This window comes from Arthrobacter sp. MDT2-16, from assembly GCF_054510925.1.
Genome location: NZ_JBTNDP010000005.1, coordinates 256,256 through 274,447 on the forward strand (window position 1 = coordinate 256,256; position 18,192 = coordinate 274,447).

Sequence of the window (18,192 nt, forward strand, 5' to 3'; positions counted from 1 at the left end):
ACGGGCTGGCCGTCGGAGGCCCGATTCGGCCCGTCATGGGATGCCGCTGCCGGGTCACACAGCCGGGTTTCGTGCCGGCGCCGGCGAACGGCACGCGCGGCCGGAGGATGCAGCACTGCGGTCGCGTCGCACGGCGAGCGGACGAGCCCGTCCGCTCACCCGGCGTCGGACTGCTTCGTCGGCTCGTCGGCGGTGGTGCGGTGTGCGGAGGAAGGAGAATCGCCGACCGCCGGCGGGCGGCCGATCTCGGTGACCGCGCCCGGCACCGGAGCGGAGTCGGTCGAGATCCTCACCGCTGCCCTGCGTGTGTCGGCGCCGGGCTTCGGCGTCTTCCGTCCCGCTGCCTTCTCGGCGGCGAGGCGCTCCTTGACCGTGCTCGCGTAGGCGTCCACGTACTCCTGGCCGGACAGTCGCATCAGCTCGTACATGATCTCGTCGGTGACGGAGCGCTGCACGAAGCGATCGTCCTCGAGCCCCTCGTAACGGCTGAAGTCGAGCGGCTCACCGATGATGATGCCCACCCGGCGGATGTTCGGGATGCGCCGGCCGATGGGCTGCACCTTGTCCGTGCCGATCATCGCCACGGGGATCACCGGCACGCCCGTCGCGAGCACGAGCTTCGCGACCCCGGTCTTGCCGCGGTACAGGCGTCCGTCCGGGCTCCGAGTCCCCTCGGGGTAGATGCCGAGGACGCCGCCCTCGTTGAGGATCTCCATGCCCGCGCTGAGGGAGGACGATGACGCCGCCCCGCCGGAACGGTCCATCGGCAACTGGTTCGACAGCCGGAAGAAGAGGGCCGTCAGCCTTCCCTTGATCCCCTTGCCCGTGAAGTACTCGGACTTCGCGAGGAAGACGACCGTCCGGGGGACCACGATGGGCAGGAAGATCGAGTCGGAGAAGGACAGGTGGTTGCTGACGATCACCGCCGGTCCCGTCGCCGGGACGTTGTCGAGTCCCTTGACCCAGGGCCGGAAGAGGAGATTGAGGATCGGACCGACGACGATCCGCTTCATCACCCAATAGAACACGCTGCCAGCCTCCCTGCATGGACGGTGCGGCATGAGGCATGCTGCCCGCTTTTTCTTGTGGAAGCCTACTCTAAGGATGCCGGGCACACGGGCGCCGTCCCGTGGACGCGTGGGCGGGTGACGCGGGAGTCCCCGCGCCGCCTCACCGCGGGACGTGTGCCCCGCCGACCGGAGCGGCGGTCGCACCGGGTACGGCGCCCGACACGCACGGAATCGGTTGACGTGGCGGCGCACGGTGTCCACGATGGAACGAGCACGCCCTCTGATTCCCAGGAAGCCGGGTAGCAACGTATGGGCCCCCGAGGTCAGGAACCGAACGAATCCACCGACGACGCCGTCTGGCAGGACCTTGTCGCGCGCCTGGAGGGTACCGCCGCCGATCCCGGCTCCCCCGACGCCGGCCGCCTCCTTCCGCCGGCCGCACCCGCGGATCCCCTCGGCACCCGGTCGGACGAACGCGGCGGCGCTGACGCGCCCGGCGCGCGCGGCGGCGAGGACCTGACGGACCGCGAGCGCGCGGATGCGATCTTCAGGGACCAGCCGTTCCGGCCCATGGGGCCCCGCGACTACTCCGCACCGCAGAGGGCGGACGAACCGGACGACGACGAGGGCTTCACCCCGGAGGAACCCCCGCCCCTCGGCTCCGGTGATCCCCTGACGGTCCTGGCCTGGGTCGGTGCCGCCGGCGGCCCGATCACGCTGCTGCTGTTCGCCATGTTCTGGCGGGACGCTCCCCTGGCGGCCACGCTCGGCGTCCTCGCGCTGTTCCTGGCGGGTGCCGGCTATCTCGTGACACGGCTGCCGAAGCACCGCGACATCGGCGACGACGGCGCCGAGGTCTAGGCCGCCCGGGCGGGCCACGTCTCAGGTGCCGCTGCGGGAGAGCGTCCGTGACAGGTCGGCCGCTCCGATCAGACCGGCCTCGGGGCCCAGCGCCGCCCGCTCGATGCGCGCCGCCGGCCGGAAGCCGCGACCCGTCAGATTGCGTCCGAAGGCCCGTCGCGCGGGCTCCAGCAGGAGTTCGTCCGCAGCACTGAGCCCCCCGCCGATGACGAACGTCCCCGGATCGAGTGCAGCGGCCAGATTGGCGAGGCCCAGCCCCAGCCACTGCCCGACGTCGTCGACCAGTTCGCGGGACGCGGGATCGCCCTCCATCGCGAGGCGGGTCACGAGCGCACCGGTGATCGCCGAGCCGTCGCCGGGTGCCGCATCGATGATGGCCCTGGCCACCGGGGAGTTCGCGGCGGCGAGTTCCCGAGCCTCGCGACCCAGGGCGTTGCCGGAGGCGTACTGCTCCCAGCAGCCCCGGTTCCCGCACTCGCACCGGTGACCCTGCGGCACGATGATCTGGTGCCCGAACTCCCCGGCGACGCCGTGCCGTCCGCGTTCCACCCGTCCGCCCATGATCATGGCTCCCCCGATCCCGGTGCCGAGGGTGACGCAGACCAGGCGGGACTCACCGCGGCCCGCACCGAAACGCCACTCCGCCCACGCGGCCGCGTCGGCGTCGTTGACCACCGTGACGCGGCGGCGCAGCAGTTTCTCCAGGTTCCTCCGCAGCGGCTCGTTGCGCCATGCCAGATGCGGGCTGAAGAGCACGGTGCTGTTGGACAGGTCCATCCAGCCCGCGGCGCCGATCCCGACCGAACGGATCCGGTACTCCCGCGACAGTTCGCGGACGAGTTCGGTGATGACAGCTTCGACGGCGCGTGGATCCTGCCCGGGAGTCGCCCTGCGCGCCTCGGCGAGGATCCTGCCTCGCACGTCGACGACGCCCGCCGCGACCTTCGTACCGCCGATGTCGACGCCGATCGAGAGCCCGCGACGCGTCGGGTCGGGGACGGTGGAGCGTGCCGCCCGCGCTGCCAGGAGCGCTCCGCGTCCCGCCGACCCCGCATCGGTGTGCGGCCGACGGCCGCGGAGCCCGGCCCGGTCAGGCAGCACCGGCATGCGTCCCCTCCCTCGTCCTGGCGGTATGGCGCTGACGCGCCACCGTTATCGACTTGTACATTACGGGACGGTCATCCGGCCAACTGAACCTATAGGCTGGAATCCGCCTCACCGTCGAGGCGATACCGAAGGAGCTATCGTGCGCGACATCAGCGTTCCCGTCCTCGTGGACGTCCCCCGCCAGACCAACACCACGGACCTGGTGGTACGGCAGGCGGCCAAGCCGTCCAACCCCGCGCTGTTCGCCGTCAAGGGCGCGTCGGGTGAGTGGGAGAACATCACGGCCACCGAGTTCCGGCGCCAGGTCGAGGACCTCGCGAAGGGCCTGATCGCCTCGGACGTGCAGCCCGGGGACAGGGTGGCCATCATGGCCCGCACGCGCTACGAGTGGTCGCTGGCCGATTTCGCCATCTGGTTCGCGGGCGCCGTCTCGGTGCCCGTGTACGAGACCTCCTCCCCCGCTCAGGTCGCCTGGATCCTGAGCGACTCGGGCGCCGTCGGGGCCTTCGTCGAGTCCGCCCGGCACGAGAGCGTGGTCCGCGAGGCCGTCGCCCTGGAGGGCATCGATTCCCTGCAGCACGTCTGGCAGTTCGACGGCGGCGGCCTCGACACCCTGCAGACCGCCGGTGCCGGCACCGACGAGCAGGTGCTGTCCGACCGCCGCTCCACGGCCGGCCTCGACGACGTCGCCACGATCATCTACACCTCGGGCACCACCGGCAAGCCCAAGGGCTGCGAGCTGACGCACGGCAACTTCGTGGAGCTGTCCGAGAACGCCGCGGCGGCCCTCCCCGAGGTGGCCCGCGAGGGCGGCCAGACGATCATGTTCCTCCCGCTCGCGCACGTCTTCGCGCGGTTCATCTCCGTGCTGTGCGTGGCGGCGGGCGCCACGGTGGCCCACACCCCGGACGTGAAGAACCTCCTGCCGGACCTGCAGAGCTACAAGCCGACGTTCATCCTCGCCGTCCCGCGCGTCTTCGAGAAGGTGTACAACAACTCGATGCTGAAGGCCGAGGACGGCGGCAAGGGCAAGATCTTCCACGCCGGGGCGGACGTCGCCATCGCGTGGTCGAAGGCTGAGCAGGCCGGGAGGATCCCGCTGGGGCTCAAGGTCAAGCACGCCGTGTTCGACCGGCTGCTCTACGGCAAGATCCGCACCGCCATGGGAGGCCGCGTGCAGCACGCGGTCTCGGGCGGCGCGCCCCTCGGCGACCGCCTCGGCCACTTCTTCCACGGCATCGGCCTGATGGTGCTCGAGGGCTACGGCCTGACCGAGACCACGGCACCCATCACGGTGAACACGCCCAAGCGCATCAAGATCGGGACCGTCGGCGCGCCGCTGCCGGGCAACGCGGTGAAGATCGCCGACGACGGCGAGATCCTGGCCAGGGGCGTCTGCGTGATGAAGGGGTACTTCAACCGCCCCGACCTCACCGACGAGACGTTCGTGGACGGCTGGTTCCGCACGGGGGACATCGGCGAGCTCGACGACGACGGCTTCCTGCGCATCACGGGCCGCAAGAAGGAGATCATCGTCACCGCCAGCGGGAAGAACGTCATCCCGGCGATGCTCGAGGACACCATCCGCGCCAACGCGCTGGTCTCCCAGTGCGTGGTCGTCGGCGACCAGCGTCCCTTCATCTCGGCGCTCATCACCCTCGACGAGGAGGCCCTACCCGGCTGGCTCGAGCGGCACCAGCTGCCCGCAGGGACCACGATGGCGGAGGCCGCGGAGCACCCGAAGGTCCTTGCGGAGATCCAGGAGCTCGTGGACGACGCCAACACGACCGTGTCCCGTGCCGAGGCCATCAAGGTGTTCCGGATCGTCCCGACCGACTTCACCGAGACCACCGGCCACCTCACGCCGTCCCTCAAGATCAAGCGCGCGCAGGTCCTGAAGGACTACTCCGGGATCGTGGAGTCGATCTACTCCTCCGCGAAGGTCTAGACCTGGCGGTCCCCTCCGACGCCCAACCTGCGCTGGGGACCGGTCAGTCGGCCTCCAGGCCGAGCAGCGCGTTCTCGAGGACCTCGGTGAGCGCCGGATGGATCCAGTACTGTCCGCGAGCCATCGTCAGCGCATCGAGCCCGAAGGACATGGCCTGGACGACGGGCTGGATGATGATCGACGCCTCATGACCGAGGACGTGGGCACCGAGGAGACGCCCCGTGGGGCGCTCGGCGATGACCTTCACGAATCCCTGCGTGTCCTCCATGGCCCACCCGTATGCGGTCGAGCCGTAGTGCCGGACCGCCGTCACGATCGGGGTGCCGGTCTCCTCGGAGTGGTGGAGGGCCTGCTCCCCCGTCATGCCCACCGAGGCGATCTGCGGGGAGGAGAACACGGCGGCGGGCACGAAGCGGTGGTCGCTGGCGCGCAGCGCGTCCGGGTGCAGCAGGTTGTGCGCGACGACTTTCGCCTCATGGTTCGCCACGTGCTTGAGCTGGTAGTCGCTGCTGGCGTCGCCGAGTGACCAGAGACCGGCCACCGGTTCACCCCCGCGCAGGACCCGCTGGTATCCGTCCACCACGAGGCGGCCGTCGTCGTGCAGGTCGAGACCGGCGTCCACCGCGCCGAGGGCGTCGGTGTTCGGGGTCCGCCCCACGGCGACGAGCACGGCGTCGACCACGAGGTCCGCCGGCCCCGCCGGGCCGCTCAGGCGGGCGGTGACGCTGCCGTCGTCGTTGGCGGTGACCTGCGTGACGTCGGTGTCCCGCCGGAGGTCCCACTGACGCGCTGCGTGCTCGGTGAAGGCCTCGGAGACCGATGCGTCGAGGGTCCGCAGCATGCCGCCGGAGCGCACGGCGATGGTCACGCGGGCGCCGAAAGCCCCGAAGACGTGCGCGAATTCCGCCGCGATGTAACCGCCACCGATGATCAGCAGCCGCTGCGGGAACTCGTCGATGCGCATGATGGTGTCGGAGGTATGGACCTGGGGCAGCCCGATGCCGGGGATCTCCGGCAGGACGGCACGGGAGCCGGTGGCGATGACCACCTGGTCCGCGGTGATCTCCTCGCCGGACGCCGTCTCGAAGGCCTTCTCCCCTGTGAGCCTCACGCGTTCCTCGACCAGGGTCACGTTCGCGAGCTCGTCGGCGCGATAGGTCCGACCACTGCTCGAGATGGCGTCGATCCGGGTGAAGATCCGGTCGCGGATGTCCCTCCAGCGCACCCGTTCCAGGGCGAGGTCCACCCCGAGCCGCGATGAGCGCGCGGGCGCGGATGCCAGATCGGCGGGATGCACGAACATTTTCGTCGGGATGCACCCCACGTTGAGGCAGGTGCCGCCGAACGTGCCTCCTTCGACGAGGACCACCTTGCGGTCGTCCCACTCCGGTGAGATGAGCGTGTTGCCGGAGCCTGAGCCGATGATCGCGAGGTCGTAGTGGGTCACACCCGCAGTGTAGCCGCGGTCAGGACGCCAGCTGGTCCACCACGAGCGCCGCCAGCTCCATGACGGCCCTGCGCGTCGCGGGGTTCAGCCGGGCCAGCTCGATCCGCGAGCCCTCGGCCAGGTGCCGGTCGTACGGGATGCGGACCACGGTGTTCACGCGGGAGCGGAAGTGCTGCTCGATCTGCTCGACGTCCACCTGCGTGCCGTTCCCGGAGGACAGGTTGATCACCACGATCGCCCGGGCCACGAGGTCGTGCCGGTCGTGGGCCTCCAGCCAGCTGAGGGTCTCGGACGCGAGCCTCGCCTCGTCCACGCTCCCCCCGGACACGAGCACCACCGCGTCCGCCTTCTCGAGCGTGCCCCGCATGACCGAATGGACCATGCCGGTCCCCGAATCGGTCAGGACGATCGAGTAGTAGCGGCTGAGGAGGTCGGTGACCGCGCGGTAGTCCGAGTCGTCGAAGGCCTGCGCCACGGTCGGGTCCGTGTCGGAGGCGAGGACGTGCAGGCGGGAGCCGTCGCGCGTGACGAAGGCGGCGAGCTGGGAGAAGGACTCGATGGCATAGCGGTTCCGGACCAGCTGCCGGGCGGTGTGGTCGGCACGCCCGGGCGACCGGTCGGAGAGGGTGCCTCGGTCGGGGTTGGCGTCCATCGCGATGATGCGGTCCTCGCGGACGTCGGCCAGCGCCATGCCGAGGAGGGTGGTCACGGTCGTCTTCCCCACCCCGCCCTTGCGGGAGAGCACCGGCACGTAGCGGGTCCGGTCGCCCAGCCGCACCGCGATGCGGTGTTCGAGGGCGCGCTGGACGCGGACGGCGTCGGAGTCCCCGAGGTTCACCCGACCGAAGGTCGCCGTGTAGACGAAGCGGCGCCACCCCGAGACGGGCGGGCGGCGCACCCCGGCCAGCAGGCGATCAGCGGTGAGTGACGACGCCGGTTCCGGCCCGCTGTCCTTCCCGCGCCGGCCCGTCCGCTCGGCTCCGATCGGCACCGCCACCGCAACGCCCGAGCCTGTGCCCCCGGACTGCGTGCCGGGGTTCGAGGACGCCCTCGACGAGGAGCCCGACGGCTGCCAGCCTGTCTGCGCCGCGCCGTCCCCGAGGCCGTCCGCGGGCGACGGGTCGGTGGAGGAGGAAGCGGAAGCAGCGGGGAGTCCGGCCGTGGTGTCACCGGAGGACGGGGCCGGGATGCTGAGCGTGGGCCCCCGGAGTAGCGGGACTCCCGGCACGATGGGGACGCCCTGCGTCGGGTCCGGGGAGACGGAGTTCGGGGACTCGGTGCCCTGCGCCGAGCCATCCACGCCGGCGTGCCCGACGGCGTCCTGCGGCTCGACCCCGGGTAGGGGGTCGCCCGGGGCGGAATCCTCGGGCACGGGGTCCTGGTCGGCGCCCTGCGGCACGGCGCCCGGCAGGGCCTCCGGGTCCGCCGCGGTGCCCCCGGTGCCGGGTGTCGGGGAATCGGTCGGGTCGCTTGGCATGGTGACTTCCGTTCGGTCGATCCGGTCGCTCCGGGCGGAGCCGCGGTACTGATGGTTCCGGCATCCCACTCTAGCCCGACGGCCGGGCAGCCGGTCCGGAGGGAGGTCCTCAGGACGGGGCGATCACGAGGAGGAGGTCACCGCCCTGTGCAGGGCCGGGACCGGTGAAGGCGACGCGCTGCACGGTGCCGGCGATCGGCGTCGTGATGCTCGCCTCCATCTTCATGGCCTCGATGGTCGCGACGGTGTCGCCGGCCGCGACGGCGTCGCCCTCGGCCCGGGACACGGTGACGGACCCGGCGAAGGGCGCGGCGATCTGGCCCGGGCTGCCCGGGTCCGCCTTCTCGGCGGCCCGGGCGTCGCTGTCGATGCTCGTGTCGCGGACGCTCACCGGCCGCATCTGGCCGTTGAGGGTGCACATGACGGTGCGCATGCCCTTCTCGTCCGGTTCGGACACGGCCTCGAGGGTCGCGATGAGCCGGACGCCCTTCTCGAGCTCGATCACGTGCTCTGTCCCCGGCTGCAGTCCGTAGAGGTAGTCGGCGGTCCCGAGGAGGGACACGTCCCCGTAGGTGTCGCGGGTGGCGCGGAACTCCCGCGTGGGCGCGGCGAACAGCAGGGTGTTCAGGGCGTTCCGGCGCTCGCCGGAGGTCCCGGCCAGCTTCGCCTCGTCCGCGGCCGTGAGCTCGGCGTCGCGCGGCTTGAGTTCGCGGCCCTGCAGGGCCTTCGTGCGGAAGGGCTCGGGCCACCCGCCGGGCGGGTTGCCCAGTTCCCCGTTGAGGAATCCGATGACGGAGTCGGGGATGTCGAAATCCTGAGGATTCTGCTCGAACGCCGCCGGGTCGGCATTCCTGCCCACGAGGGCCAGGGCGAGATCGCCCACGACCTTCGAGGACGGGGTGACCTTCACGAGCCGGCCGAGGATCCGGTCCGCGGCGGTGTACATGTCCTCGATGGCCTCGAACCTCTCCCCCAGTCCGAGCGCGATGGCCTGCTGGCGGAGGTTGGACAGCTGGCCTCCAGGGATCTCGTGCCGGTACACCCGCCCCGTCGGGCCCGGCAGGCCCGATTCGAACGGTGCGTACATGCGCCGCACGGCCTCCCAGTAGGGCTCGAGCGCGCACACGCTGCCGAGGTCGAGGCCCGTGTCGCGGGGCGTGTGGGCCAGGGCCGCCACGAGGGCTGACGCTGACGGCTGGCTGGTCGTCCCGGCGAGCGCGGCGCTGGCGACGTCGACGGCGTCGACCCCGGCGTCCACGGCGGCGAGCAGAGTGGCGAGCTGTCCGCCGGCGGTGTCGTGGGTGTGCAGGTGCACGGGCAGGTCGAAGCGTTCGCGCAGGGCGGTCACGAGTTTCGCGGCGGCGGCCGGGCGGAGCAGGCCCGCCATGTCCTTGATGGCCAGGATGTGCGCTCCGGCGTCGACGATCCGCTGGGCGAGCTCGAGGTAGTAGTCGAGGGTGTAGAGCGTCTCGGCCGGGTCGAGCATGTCGGCGGTGTAGCACAGGGCCACCTCGGCGACGGCGGTCTCCGTCTCACGCACCGCCCGGATGGCCGGTTCCATCTGGGTGACGTCGTTCAGAGCGTCGAAGATGCGGAAGATGTCGATACCGGACGCCGCGGCCTCCTGCACGAACGCGGTGGTGACCGCCTCCGGGTAGGGCGTGTACCCGACCGTGTTCCGTCCACGCAGCAGCATCTGCAGGCAGATGTTCGGCACCTCGCGGCGCAGCGCGTCCAGACGCTCCCACGGGTCCTCCCCCAGGAACCGGAGTGCGACGTCGTACGTCGCCCCGCCCCACGCCTCGACGGACAGCAGGCCGGGGGTCAGCCGGGACACACTCGCACCGGCGGCGACGAGGTCGCGGGTGCGCACGCGCGTCGCGAGCAGCGACTGGTGCGCGTCGCGGAAGGTCGTGTCCGTCACCGCGACGGCCGTCTGCTCCCGCAGCGCCTTCGCGAAGCCCTCGGGCCCGAGCTCGAGCAGCCGCTGGCGGCTCCCCTCGGGGGGCGGGGCCTTCCGCTGGGCCTCCTCGAGCTCCGGCAGCTTCTCCCGCGGATCCAGGTGTGCCGGGCGTGCCCCGTGGGGCTGGTTCACGGTCACGTCGGCGAGCCAGGTCAGCAGCTTGGTGCCGCGGTCCGCCGGCACGCGGGCCGTGAGGAGCTCGGGGCGCTCGTCGATGAACGAGGTCGCGACATTCCCGGCGATGAAGTCCGGGTCGTCGAGGACGGCCTGGAGGAAGGAGATGTTGGTCGAAACCCCGCGGACCCGGAACTCGGCCAGGGCGCGCCGGGCACGGGTCACCGCGGACGGGTAGTCCCGGCCCCGGCAGGTGAGCTTGACCAGCATCGAGTCGAAATGGGGGCTGATCTCCGCCCCCGCATAGACGGTGCCGCCGTCCAGGCGCACCCCGGCGCCGCCGGCGGACCGGTAGGCCGAGATACGGCCCACGTCCGGGCGGAACCCGTTGGCCGGGTCCTCCGTGGTGATCCTCGACTGCAGCGCCGCGCCGCGCAGGGTCACCGTCTCCTGGCTGAGCCCGAGATCCGACAGCGTCTCACCCGCCGCGATGCGCAGCTGCGACTGGACGAGGTCCACGTCGGTCACCTCCTCGGTCACCGTGTGCTCCACCTGGATCCGTGGGTTCATCTCGATGAACACGTGCTGGCCGGCGCGTTCGCCGACCGTGTCCACGAGGAACTCGACGGTCCCGGCATTCACGTAGCCCAGGGCGGTCGCGAACTTCACCGCATCACGGTGCAGGGCCTGCCTGATGCCCTCGTCCAGGTTCGGGGCGGGGGCGATCTCGATGACCTTCTGGTGCCTGCGCTGCAGCGAGCAGTCCCGCTCGAACAGGTGCATCACATTGCCCTCGGCGTCGGCGAGGATCTGCACCTCGATGTGGCGAGGACGCAGGACCGCCTGCTCCAGGAACATCGTGGGATCGCCGAAGGCGGACTCGGCCTCCCGCATCGCCGCCTCCAGCGCCTCCGGCAGCGCCTCCCGCGTATCGACCCGGCGCATCCCACGACCGCCGCCGCCGGCCACCGCCTTCGCGAACACCGGGAACCCGATCTCGTCCGCCGCAGCGATCAGCTCGGCCACGTCCGCGCTCGGACGCGACGAGGCGAGCACGGGGATCCCCGCGGCCCGTGCGGCGTCCAGTGCCTTGACCTTGTTGCCCGCCAGTTCCAGGACATCGGCCGGCGGTCCCACGAACGTGATCCCTGCCTCGGCCGCGGCCCGCGCCAGGCCTGGGTTCTCGGACAGGAACCCGTAGCCCGGGTAGATCGCGTCGCAGCCCGCTTCGTGGGCCACGCGGATGATCTCGTCGATGTCCAGGTAGGCACGCACGGGGTGACCCTCGGTCCCGATCAGGTACGCCTCGTCCGCCTTTTGGCGGTGGATGGAGTTGCGATCCTCGTGGGGGAAGACGGCCACTGTCTTCGCTCCCGCCTCGTACCCGGCCCGAAGGGCCCGGATGGCGATCTCACCGCGGTTGGCTACCAGAATCTTCGAGAACATCGCACTCCTGAATCCTTGCGGGTCGGGTCCTGCACGCTGGACTGATAGTACCCGGCAGGCCCCGTCAGTCCATGGCATCGGCCGCATCGTGGGACGCCCTGCCCGCCGGGTCGGCTCGGACCCGGAGTCCAGGGGGCCCTGCCGCGTCGCCCTATGATTGATCGGTGATCATTCAGGACAGCCGAGTCCCGGCGGCGCCCACCGATAGGTACAGGTTCAACACGTGCAGATAGTGAGCATCAGCAGCCTCAAAGGCGGCGTGGGCAAGACGTCGGTCACCCTGGGGCTGGCCTCCGCCGCACTGGCAGCGGGGATCCCCACGCTCGTCGTCGACCTGGATCCGCATGCCGACGCCACGACCGGTCTCGGGGTGCGCCCGTCGGGGCAGATCGACATCGGGCGTCTGCTGAAGAACGCGCGGCGCGGAGATCTCGCTGCCAACCTCGTGCCGAGCGGCTGGGTGGCGACCGCCTCCGGGTCGGCGGGGACGGGAAGTCGACGGCTCGACGTCGCCATGGGCTCGGCCTACTCGGGCATCTACGACCGTCCGGACCTCGCGCGCCGCGACCAGCGACGGCTCTCCACTCTCCTGTCCCGTGTGCAGGGGTACAGCCTCGTCCTCATCGACTGCCCGCCCTCCCTCAACGGCCTCACCCGGATGGCCTGGACCGCGAGCCACAAGGTCCTCCTCGTCGCAGAGCCCGCCCTGTTCTCGGTCGCGGGGACGGAGCGGACCATGCGGGCGCTCGACCTGTTCCGGCGCGAGTTCGCACCGCACCTGCACACCGCGGGCATCGTGGCCAACCGTGTGCGACGTACGTCCACCGAGCACGCGTTCCGGCTCGATGAGATGCGGCAGCTGTTCGGCGACCTGCTCCTGAGCCCTGCCATCCCCGAACAGCCCGACTGGCAGCAGATCCAGGGTGCCGCCCACTCCGTGCACCACTGGCCGGGCGAAGGGGCGCAGCAGGCTGCAGGCCATTTCGACGAACTGCTGAGGGGGGTCACGGACTCCGGCAGGATGCGCAGCCGCACCGGACGACGGTGAGCGCTCACTGAGCCACTGCGGTCGGCGCGGGGCGCGAGGGTGGCGAGAAGGGCTGCTAGCTGATCTTGCGGGTGGCGCGGCGCTTGCTGAGCTCGTCGCCCGGGAAGTCCTGGTCGGTCGCGTGCTCGCTGGGCAGCGCTGCGAGGCTGCCCTCCACCTCGCGCCAGACCCGGCCGACGGCGATGCCGAAGACTCCCTGCCCGCCCTGCACGAGGTCGATGACCTCGTCCGCCGATGTGCACTCGTACACGCTGGCGCCGTCGCTCATGAGCGTAATCTGAGCGAGGTCCTCGACGCCGCGCTCGCGGAGGTGCTCGACGGCGGTGCGGATCTGCTGGAGGGAGACGCCGGTGTCCAGGAGGCGCTTGACGACCTTGAGGACCAGGATGTCCCGGAAGCCGTAGAGGCGGTGCGTGCCGGAGCCGGAGGCTCCGCGGACGGCCGGCTCCACGAGACCCGTCCGGGCCCAGTAGTCGAGCTGGCGGTAGGTGATGCCGGCGGCCTTGCAGGCCGTGGGCCCGCGATATCCGGCGTCCTCGTCGAGGACGGGGAGGTCTTCGGTGAATAGTAAGCCCTGGGCGCTCGCTGGGACACCAGCGCCTGCCGGGCTGGTTGCCTTGCCGGCGTCACCCTTCGGACTCACGTGCTGCCTCCTGGTCGGGTTCCCGGGGAAGTTTGCTCATCCGTCGGAACCTCAGGATGTGCACTCAAGTGTGCCCCGAGCCCCCCACACACGCAATGGGAACTGTATTCTTCGACGTTAGATCGCGGGAGGGGCGAGGTCAAAGACGCTGCCCCGCTAGGTTTGCGTGTCGTCAGCGCTCGAAGTCCTCGGGCTCCACATCGGCGAGGAACTCGCGGAACTGGAGGACCTCCTTCTCCGCGGTCTCCTCCGTGTCGCCCTCCTCCGCGTCCTCGGCGTCGGCGATCTCGACGCCGGCGACGGCCAGGACCTCGTCGGCACAGTAGATGGGGCAGGGCACGCGCAGGGCCACGGCCAGGGCGTCGGACGCCCGCGAACTCACCGTCACGCCGTCGGTGAACACGAGCTGGGCGTGGTAGACGGTGTCCTCCACGGAGGTGATGCGCACTTCGCGGATCTCCTTGCCGGCCGCCGCCACCACGTCGACCAGGAGGTCGTGGGTCATGGGACGAGGCGGCACGATACCCTGCTGGACGAAGGCGATGGCGCTCGCCTCGGGGGCACCGATCCAGATGGGCAGGTGCCGTTCCCCTGCGGTCTCCCGCAGCAGGACCAACGGCTGGTTGGACGGCAGTTCGATACGAACGCCCACCACTTCTACTTCGATCACGGGGAAGCCGCCTAACTGTCCATACGGGCTATGGAACTGTGCACGAGGGCACTGTGCAGTCCCAGGCACAGCTCGCTGATCTCCCGTGCGGTCTCCGCCGCACGTGCCTTCGAGGCGACATCCTTGCGGGAGGCCACCGGGGCCACCACGCGCTCGACCAGACCCAGTTCGCGGTCCGCTGCGGCACGGAAGGGGCGCAGGTGCCGCGGTTCGATCCCGTGGCGCTCCAGCTGCACACAGGCCCGGGTGATCTTCAGCGCGTGCTCGTCGAACCGGTTCTCGACGGCGGTGATGAGTCCGAAGCTCACGAGGTCGTCCACAAGTCGGCGGGGCGCTCCCGCCTCGGCGGCCAGCGTCTCGGCGGTGAGCCGCCGCGCGTGCGCGCTCAGCTCCTGCGAGAGCTGGTCGGAGACGACCCGCGGCGCGAGGGTCATGCCGCCGGGCAGCGACTCGGGCCGCTCGCCGCGGTCGATCGCCTCGACGTAGTCCTTGATGACCTTGAGCGGCAGGTACTGGTCGCGCTGCAGGGCCAGCACGAAGCGCAGGCGCTCGACGTCGTGCGCTCCGTACTTCCGGTACCCGGCGCGTGTGCGCTGCGGCGTGATGAGGCCCTTCTCCTCCAGGAACCGGATCTTGGAAGCCGTGACCTGGGGGAACTCCGCTGCCAGCTCACGCAGGACCTCGCCGATGGTGAGGACACCGGCGATCGGATGACCGGGAGCGACACCGGCCGGACGGCGGGCGGGGTGGGAGGCAGGCATGGAGCGGGCTAGGCCTGTGCTGTCGTGTGCTGCGCGGACTGGCCGGGGACCGTGCGTGCCGCGTAGAAGGTGAGGCGGAACTTGCCGATCTGGACCTCGTTGCCGTTGCGGAGGGTGACGCTGTCCACGCGGTCGTTGTTCACGTAGGTTCCGTTGAGGCTGCGGGTGTCCACGACCGTGAAGCCGTTCTGCGTGCGCCGGAACTCCGCATGCTGGCGGGACACCGTCACGTCATCGAGGAAGATGTCGGCGTTCGGGTGCCGTCCAGCCTTCGTGACGTCCTCGTCCAGGAGGAACCGGGCGCCGGCGTTCGGGCCCGAGTGGGCGATCAGCAGCGCCGAGCCTGCGGGAAGAGCGGCCACGGACGCCTGCTCCTCGCGCGTCAGGTGCCGTTCGTACTCTCCCATGGCGATCTGCGGCGGCAGCCCGATCGAGGTTGTCTCGGGAGACGTCATATTCGGCTCTTCTCCATTTCCGCCAGGATTCCTGTGGTGCACCATCGGTTTTCCTCCCCCTACTGCATGGCGCGGCGGGCTGCTCCGGACTGCGCCACCCCTGCTTCCGGTAGGACTAGCCTACCTGCTGGGAGTAGTCGGCTGAACTCAACAGGTCCTGTACCACGGACGGATCGGACACCTTGATCTCGAGCAGCCAGCCCTCGCCGTAGGGGTCGGAGTTGATGAGCGAGGGATCGTCGTCGAGCGCCTCGTTGCGGGCGACGACCTGCCCGCTGACGGGGGCGTAGATGTCGCTGACGCTCTTGGTGGACTCGACCTCGCCGATCACGTCCGACCCCGTGACGCCGGTGCCCTCCTCGGGCATCTGGACATAGACGACGTCGCCGAGCGCGTCCTGGGCGAAGTCGGTGATACCCACGCGCACGGTGCCATCCACCGCGGGCTCGCTGACCCACTCGTGTTCAGCGGTGTAGTAGAGGCCTTCGGGGATGTTGCTCATGGCTGCCTTTCGGACGCGCGGTCATCGGAGGCGCCTGGGTGCCGTCCGGTACGGATACTGGTCGAGTATAGGCACAACTCCGGGTCCACGTGACGCGCCTCTCACCCCGCCGGGCATGCAGCGGCTCCTCTCCCCCGGGCATGCAAAAAGCCCGTCCCCGCCGGCTGTTCACCGGTGGAAACGGGCCCTGCAGTGTCGGGATGACAGGATTTGAACCTGCGACCCCTTGACCCCCAGTCAAGTGCGCTACCAAGCTGCGCCACATCCCGATCTGCTCGGCCCAGCGGGCCAAACCACTCGGATAACTGTACAGCATTTTCCGGGGCGGGCGGCACACCGGGGAAGGGGTCAGCGGTTCCGGCTGCGCTTCTCGCGGACGCGCATGTTGACCTCGATGGGCGTGCCCTCGAAGCCGAACGTCTCGCGCAGGCGGCGCGTGATGAAGCGGCGGTAGCCGGGATCCAGGAAGCCGGTGGTGAACAGGACGAACTTCGGCGGGCGGCTCGAGGCCTGCGTGCCGAAGAGGATGCGCGGCTGCTTGCCGCCGCGGACCGGGTGCGGGTGGGCGGCCACGAGCTCGCCGAGGAACGCGTTCAGGCGACCCGTCGGGATACGCCGGTCCCAGGACTCGAGGGCGACGTCGAGCGCGGGCACCAGGCGGTCCCTGTGCCAGCCGGTCAGCGCCGAGATGTTCACGCGCGGCGCCCACTCCACGTGCGCCAGGTCCTGCTCGATCTCGCGTTCGAGGTACCGGCGGCGCTCGTCGTCGAGGAGGTCCCACTTGTTGAAGGCCAGGACGATCGCCCGGCCGGACTCGATGGCCATGTTCAGGATGCGGATGTCCTGCTCGCTCAGGACCTCGTCGACGGCGAGGAGCACCACGGCCACCTCGGCCTTCTCCAGCGCCGCCTGCGTGCGCAGCGACGCGTAGTAGTCGGCACCCTGCTGCATGTGCACGCGGCGGCGGATACCGGCGGTGTCGACGAAGCGCCACGTGCGCCCCCCGAGCTCGATCATCTCGTCCACGGGGTCGCGCGTGGTGCCGGCGAGCGGGTCCACGACCACGCGGTCGGAACCGGCCAGCTTGTTGAGCAGGGAGGACTTGCCCACGTTCGGCCGTCCGATCAGGGCGATGCGCCGGGGTCCGCCGGAGCGCTCGATCCCGCCGTGCTCCGAGAACTCCGGGAGGATCCCGTTGACGTGGTCCAGCATGTCGGCGGTGCCGCGCCCGTGCAGGGCGGACACGGGCCACGGCTGCCCGAAGCCGAGTCCCCACAGCGCGGAGGCGTCGGCCTCGTTCTGGATGTCGTCCACCTTGTTGGCCACGAGGATGACGGGCTTGTTCTTGCGGCGCAGCATCCGCACCACGGCCTCGTCGGTCGCGGTGGCGCCGACCGTCGCGTCGACCACGAGCAGGACGGCGTCGGCCATGTCGACGGCGATCTCCGCCTGGCCGGCGACCCGCGCGGCGATGCCCTTGGCGTCGTGCTCCCAGCCGCCGGTGTCCACGAGCGTGAAGTTGCGGCCCGACCACTGCGCCGGGTAGGACACGCGGTCGCGGGTGACGCCTGGGGTGTCCTCGACGACGGCCTCGCGGCGGCCGAGGATCCGGTTCACCAGGGTGGACTTGCCGACGTTCGGGCGGCCCACGATGGCGAGGACGGGGTTGAGGCGGCCCTCCGCCTCGTCGTCGAAGTCCTCGTCCTGACGGGCGAGGAGCGCGGCGTCCTCCTCGTCGAGCTCGTAGTCCTCGAGGCCGGCACGCAGGGAGGCCGCGCGCTGCTCGGCGTCGGCGTCGTCGAGCGTCTCGAGCAGCTCACCGACCTGGTCCTCGCCGGTCGGCTCGTAGTCCTCGTCGGCTCCGGAGGCCTGGTCCGTCGCATCCGGCGAAAGGTTCTCGCTCATTGTTCTGTCCTTCGGTTGGTGGTCGCCGTCTCCCGACGGCAATACTGTCGGGCGGCCGGCGGGCTCGCCCGTGAAACGTGGAGGTGCCGGCTAGTGCGCCACGGTGCGCACGATGCCGAGGACCGCCGTGACGGTCTGCTCGAAGTCGAGGTCGGACGAGTCCAGCGTGACCACGCCGTCCGCCGCCTGCTGGAAGTCCACCACGGTGGAGTCCTTGGCGTCGCGCTCGGTGACCTGCTGCCGCAGCTGGGCATCGGACTGGGTCCCCCCGAGCTGGTCGCCGCGGCGACGCAGCCGGGCCTCCTCGGTGGCCGTGAGCAGGATGCGCACCTCGGCGTCGGGGGCGACGACGGTGGTGATGTCGCGCCCCTCCGCGACGATCCGGTGACCGGCGCCGGCGATCAGGGCGCGCTGGCGGCGGATGAGCTCCGCGCGGGCGCCCATCGTGGTCGCGACGGCGCTCACGGCGGAGGACACCTCGGGCTCGCGGATGGCGGCGGTGACGTCGTCGCCCGCGATGGTCACCGACTCGTGGTCGGGGCTGGTGCTGATGAACAGCTCGATGTCGCGTGCGGCGGCCTCGACCGCGGCGCCGTCCTGCAGGTCCACTCCCGTGGCGACGCAGTGCAGCGTCACTGCCCGGTACATGGCGCCGGTGTCCAGGTACGCGGCGCGGAGGCGGCGTGCCACCTCGCGGCTGACGCTGGACTTGCCGGATCCGGACGGGCCGTCGATGGCGACCACGAGGGACTTGCCGAGGCGGAACCCCGAGTAGGGGCTCGAGGACGCCGTGTGCGCCGCCGGTCCCGGGGCGGCGGTCTGCGTGGTGTCTGCT

General features: G+C 70.8%; 15 protein-coding genes and 1 tRNA gene. 3 read left to right on the forward strand and 13 right to left on the reverse strand.

Going from position 1 to position 18,192, the window contains the following annotated elements; genetic code table 11:
* Nucleotides 1-155: 155 nt before the first annotated feature.
* Nucleotides 156-1,028, reverse strand: coding sequence for a lysophospholipid acyltransferase family protein (locus ACX80N_RS11220; RefSeq protein WP_459339451.1), 873 nt, complete (start codon nucleotides 1,026-1,028; stop codon nucleotides 156-158).
* 291 nt (nucleotides 1,029-1,319) lie between these two features.
* Between ACX80N_RS11220 and ACX80N_RS11225 the strand changes: the two genes are divergently transcribed.
* Entirely contained in the window at nucleotides 1,320-1,871 is a 552-nt protein-coding gene (locus ACX80N_RS11225) for a hypothetical protein (protein ID WP_459339452.1), read from the forward strand.
* A gap of 21 nt (nucleotides 1,872-1,892) precedes the next feature.
* Here ACX80N_RS11225 and ACX80N_RS11230 read toward each other — a convergent pair whose 3' ends face one another.
* The gene (locus tag ACX80N_RS11230; protein ID WP_459339453.1) at nucleotides 1,893-2,978 is read right to left on the reverse strand and encodes an ROK family glucokinase; all 1,086 of its coding nucleotides are present in this window, start codon (nucleotides 2,976-2,978) and stop codon (nucleotides 1,893-1,895) included.
* A gap of 139 nt (nucleotides 2,979-3,117) precedes the next feature.
* Between ACX80N_RS11230 and ACX80N_RS11235 the strand changes: the two genes are divergently transcribed.
* The gene (locus ACX80N_RS11235) at nucleotides 3,118-4,926 is read left to right on the forward strand and encodes an AMP-dependent synthetase/ligase (protein WP_459339454.1); all 1,809 of its coding nucleotides are present in this window, start codon (nucleotides 3,118-3,120) and stop codon (nucleotides 4,924-4,926) included.
* 43 nt (nucleotides 4,927-4,969) lie between these two features.
* On the opposite strand, the gene ACX80N_RS11240 is transcribed toward ACX80N_RS11235, so the two are convergent.
* The 3 genes from ACX80N_RS11240 to ACX80N_RS11250 form a co-directional block, all read right to left on the reverse strand.
* Complete coding sequence (locus ACX80N_RS11240) at nucleotides 4,970-6,373, reverse strand: mycothione reductase (protein ID WP_459339455.1); 1,404 nt, start codon at nucleotides 6,371-6,373, stop codon at nucleotides 4,970-4,972.
* Between the two features lie 19 nt (nucleotides 6,374-6,392).
* Complete coding sequence (locus ACX80N_RS11245) at nucleotides 6,393-7,850, reverse strand: MinD/ParA family ATP-binding protein (RefSeq protein ID WP_459339456.1); 1,458 nt, start codon at nucleotides 7,848-7,850, stop codon at nucleotides 6,393-6,395.
* 109 nt (nucleotides 7,851-7,959) lie between these two features.
* Complete coding sequence (locus tag ACX80N_RS11250; protein ID WP_459339457.1) at nucleotides 7,960-11,373, reverse strand: pyruvate carboxylase; 3,414 nt, start codon at nucleotides 11,371-11,373, stop codon at nucleotides 7,960-7,962.
* 223 nt (nucleotides 11,374-11,596) lie between these two features.
* Here ACX80N_RS11250 and ACX80N_RS11255 point away from each other — a divergent pair, with 223 nt between their 5' ends.
* Complete coding sequence (locus ACX80N_RS11255) at nucleotides 11,597-12,421, forward strand: ParA family protein (protein WP_459339458.1); 825 nt, start codon at nucleotides 11,597-11,599, stop codon at nucleotides 12,419-12,421.
* A 55-nt stretch (nucleotides 12,422-12,476) separates the two neighbouring features.
* Here the strand turns inward: ACX80N_RS11255 and ACX80N_RS11260 are convergent, their stop codons facing one another.
* From ACX80N_RS11260 to cmk, 8 genes are all read right to left on the reverse strand, one after another.
* The gene (locus ACX80N_RS11260) at nucleotides 12,477-13,064 is read right to left on the reverse strand and encodes a MerR family transcriptional regulator (protein WP_105030567.1); all 588 of its coding nucleotides are present in this window, start codon (nucleotides 13,062-13,064) and stop codon (nucleotides 12,477-12,479) included.
* Nucleotides 13,065-13,236: 172 nt separating this feature from the next.
* The gene (locus ACX80N_RS11265; RefSeq protein WP_105030568.1) at nucleotides 13,237-13,734 is read right to left on the reverse strand and encodes a bifunctional nuclease family protein; all 498 of its coding nucleotides are present in this window, start codon (nucleotides 13,732-13,734) and stop codon (nucleotides 13,237-13,239) included.
* Nucleotides 13,735-13,745: 11 nt separating this feature from the next.
* Nucleotides 13,746-14,495, reverse strand: coding sequence for a transcriptional regulator FtsR (gene ftsR / locus ACX80N_RS11270; protein ID WP_105030569.1), 750 nt, complete (start codon nucleotides 14,493-14,495; stop codon nucleotides 13,746-13,748).
* A gap of 8 nt (nucleotides 14,496-14,503) precedes the next feature.
* The gene (locus ACX80N_RS11275) at nucleotides 14,504-14,995 is read right to left on the reverse strand and encodes an FHA domain-containing protein (RefSeq protein WP_105030570.1); all 492 of its coding nucleotides are present in this window, start codon (nucleotides 14,993-14,995) and stop codon (nucleotides 14,504-14,506) included.
* A gap of 70 nt (nucleotides 14,996-15,065) precedes the next feature.
* Complete coding sequence (gene gcvH, locus ACX80N_RS11280) at nucleotides 15,066-15,452, reverse strand: glycine cleavage system protein GcvH (RefSeq protein ID WP_105030571.1); 387 nt, start codon at nucleotides 15,450-15,452, stop codon at nucleotides 15,066-15,068.
* Nucleotides 15,453-15,647: 195 nt separating this feature from the next.
* Nucleotides 15,648-15,721, reverse strand: a tRNA-Pro gene (locus ACX80N_RS11285).
* A 79-nt stretch (nucleotides 15,722-15,800) separates the two neighbouring features.
* Nucleotides 15,801-17,357 carry a ribosome biogenesis GTPase Der gene (gene der / locus ACX80N_RS11290; protein ID WP_105030572.1) on the reverse strand — a complete coding sequence of 519 codons (1,557 nt, stop codon included), beginning with the start codon at nucleotides 17,355-17,357 and terminating at the stop codon, nucleotides 15,801-15,803.
* Nucleotides 17,358-17,447: 90 nt separating this feature from the next.
* On the reverse strand, nucleotides 17,448-18,101 hold the full coding sequence (gene cmk / locus ACX80N_RS11295) for a (d)CMP kinase (RefSeq protein WP_459339485.1): 654 nt from the start codon (nucleotides 18,099-18,101) through the stop codon (nucleotides 17,448-17,450).
* Between the last annotated feature and the right edge of the window lie 91 nt (nucleotides 18,102-18,192).

Coding starts and splice junctions, on each gene's coding strand:
- ACX80N_RS11245 (WP_459339456.1), bottom strand. CDS start 7,850: ATGCCAAGCGACCCGACCGATTCCCCGACACCCGGCACCGGGGGCACC.
- der (WP_105030572.1), bottom strand. CDS start 17,357: ATGAGCGAGAACCTTTCGCCGGATGCGACGGACCAGGCCTCCGGAGCC.
- ACX80N_RS11225 (WP_459339452.1), top strand. CDS start 1,320: ATGGGCCCCCGAGGTCAGGAACCGAACGAATCCACCGACGACGCCGTC.
- ACX80N_RS11230 (WP_459339453.1), bottom strand. CDS start 2,978: ATGCCGGTGCTGCCTGACCGGGCCGGGCTCCGCGGCCGTCGGCCGCAC.
- ACX80N_RS11250 (WP_459339457.1), bottom strand. CDS start 11,373: ATGTTCTCGAAGATTCTGGTAGCCAACCGCGGTGAGATCGCCATCCGG.
- ftsR (WP_105030569.1), bottom strand. CDS start 14,495: ATGCCTGCCTCCCACCCCGCCCGCCGTCCGGCCGGTGTCGCTCCCGGT.
- ACX80N_RS11275 (WP_105030570.1), bottom strand. CDS start 14,995: ATGGTGCACCACAGGAATCCTGGCGGAAATGGAGAAGAGCCGAATATG.
- gcvH (WP_105030571.1), bottom strand. CDS start 15,452: ATGAGCAACATCCCCGAAGGCCTCTACTACACCGCTGAACACGAGTGG.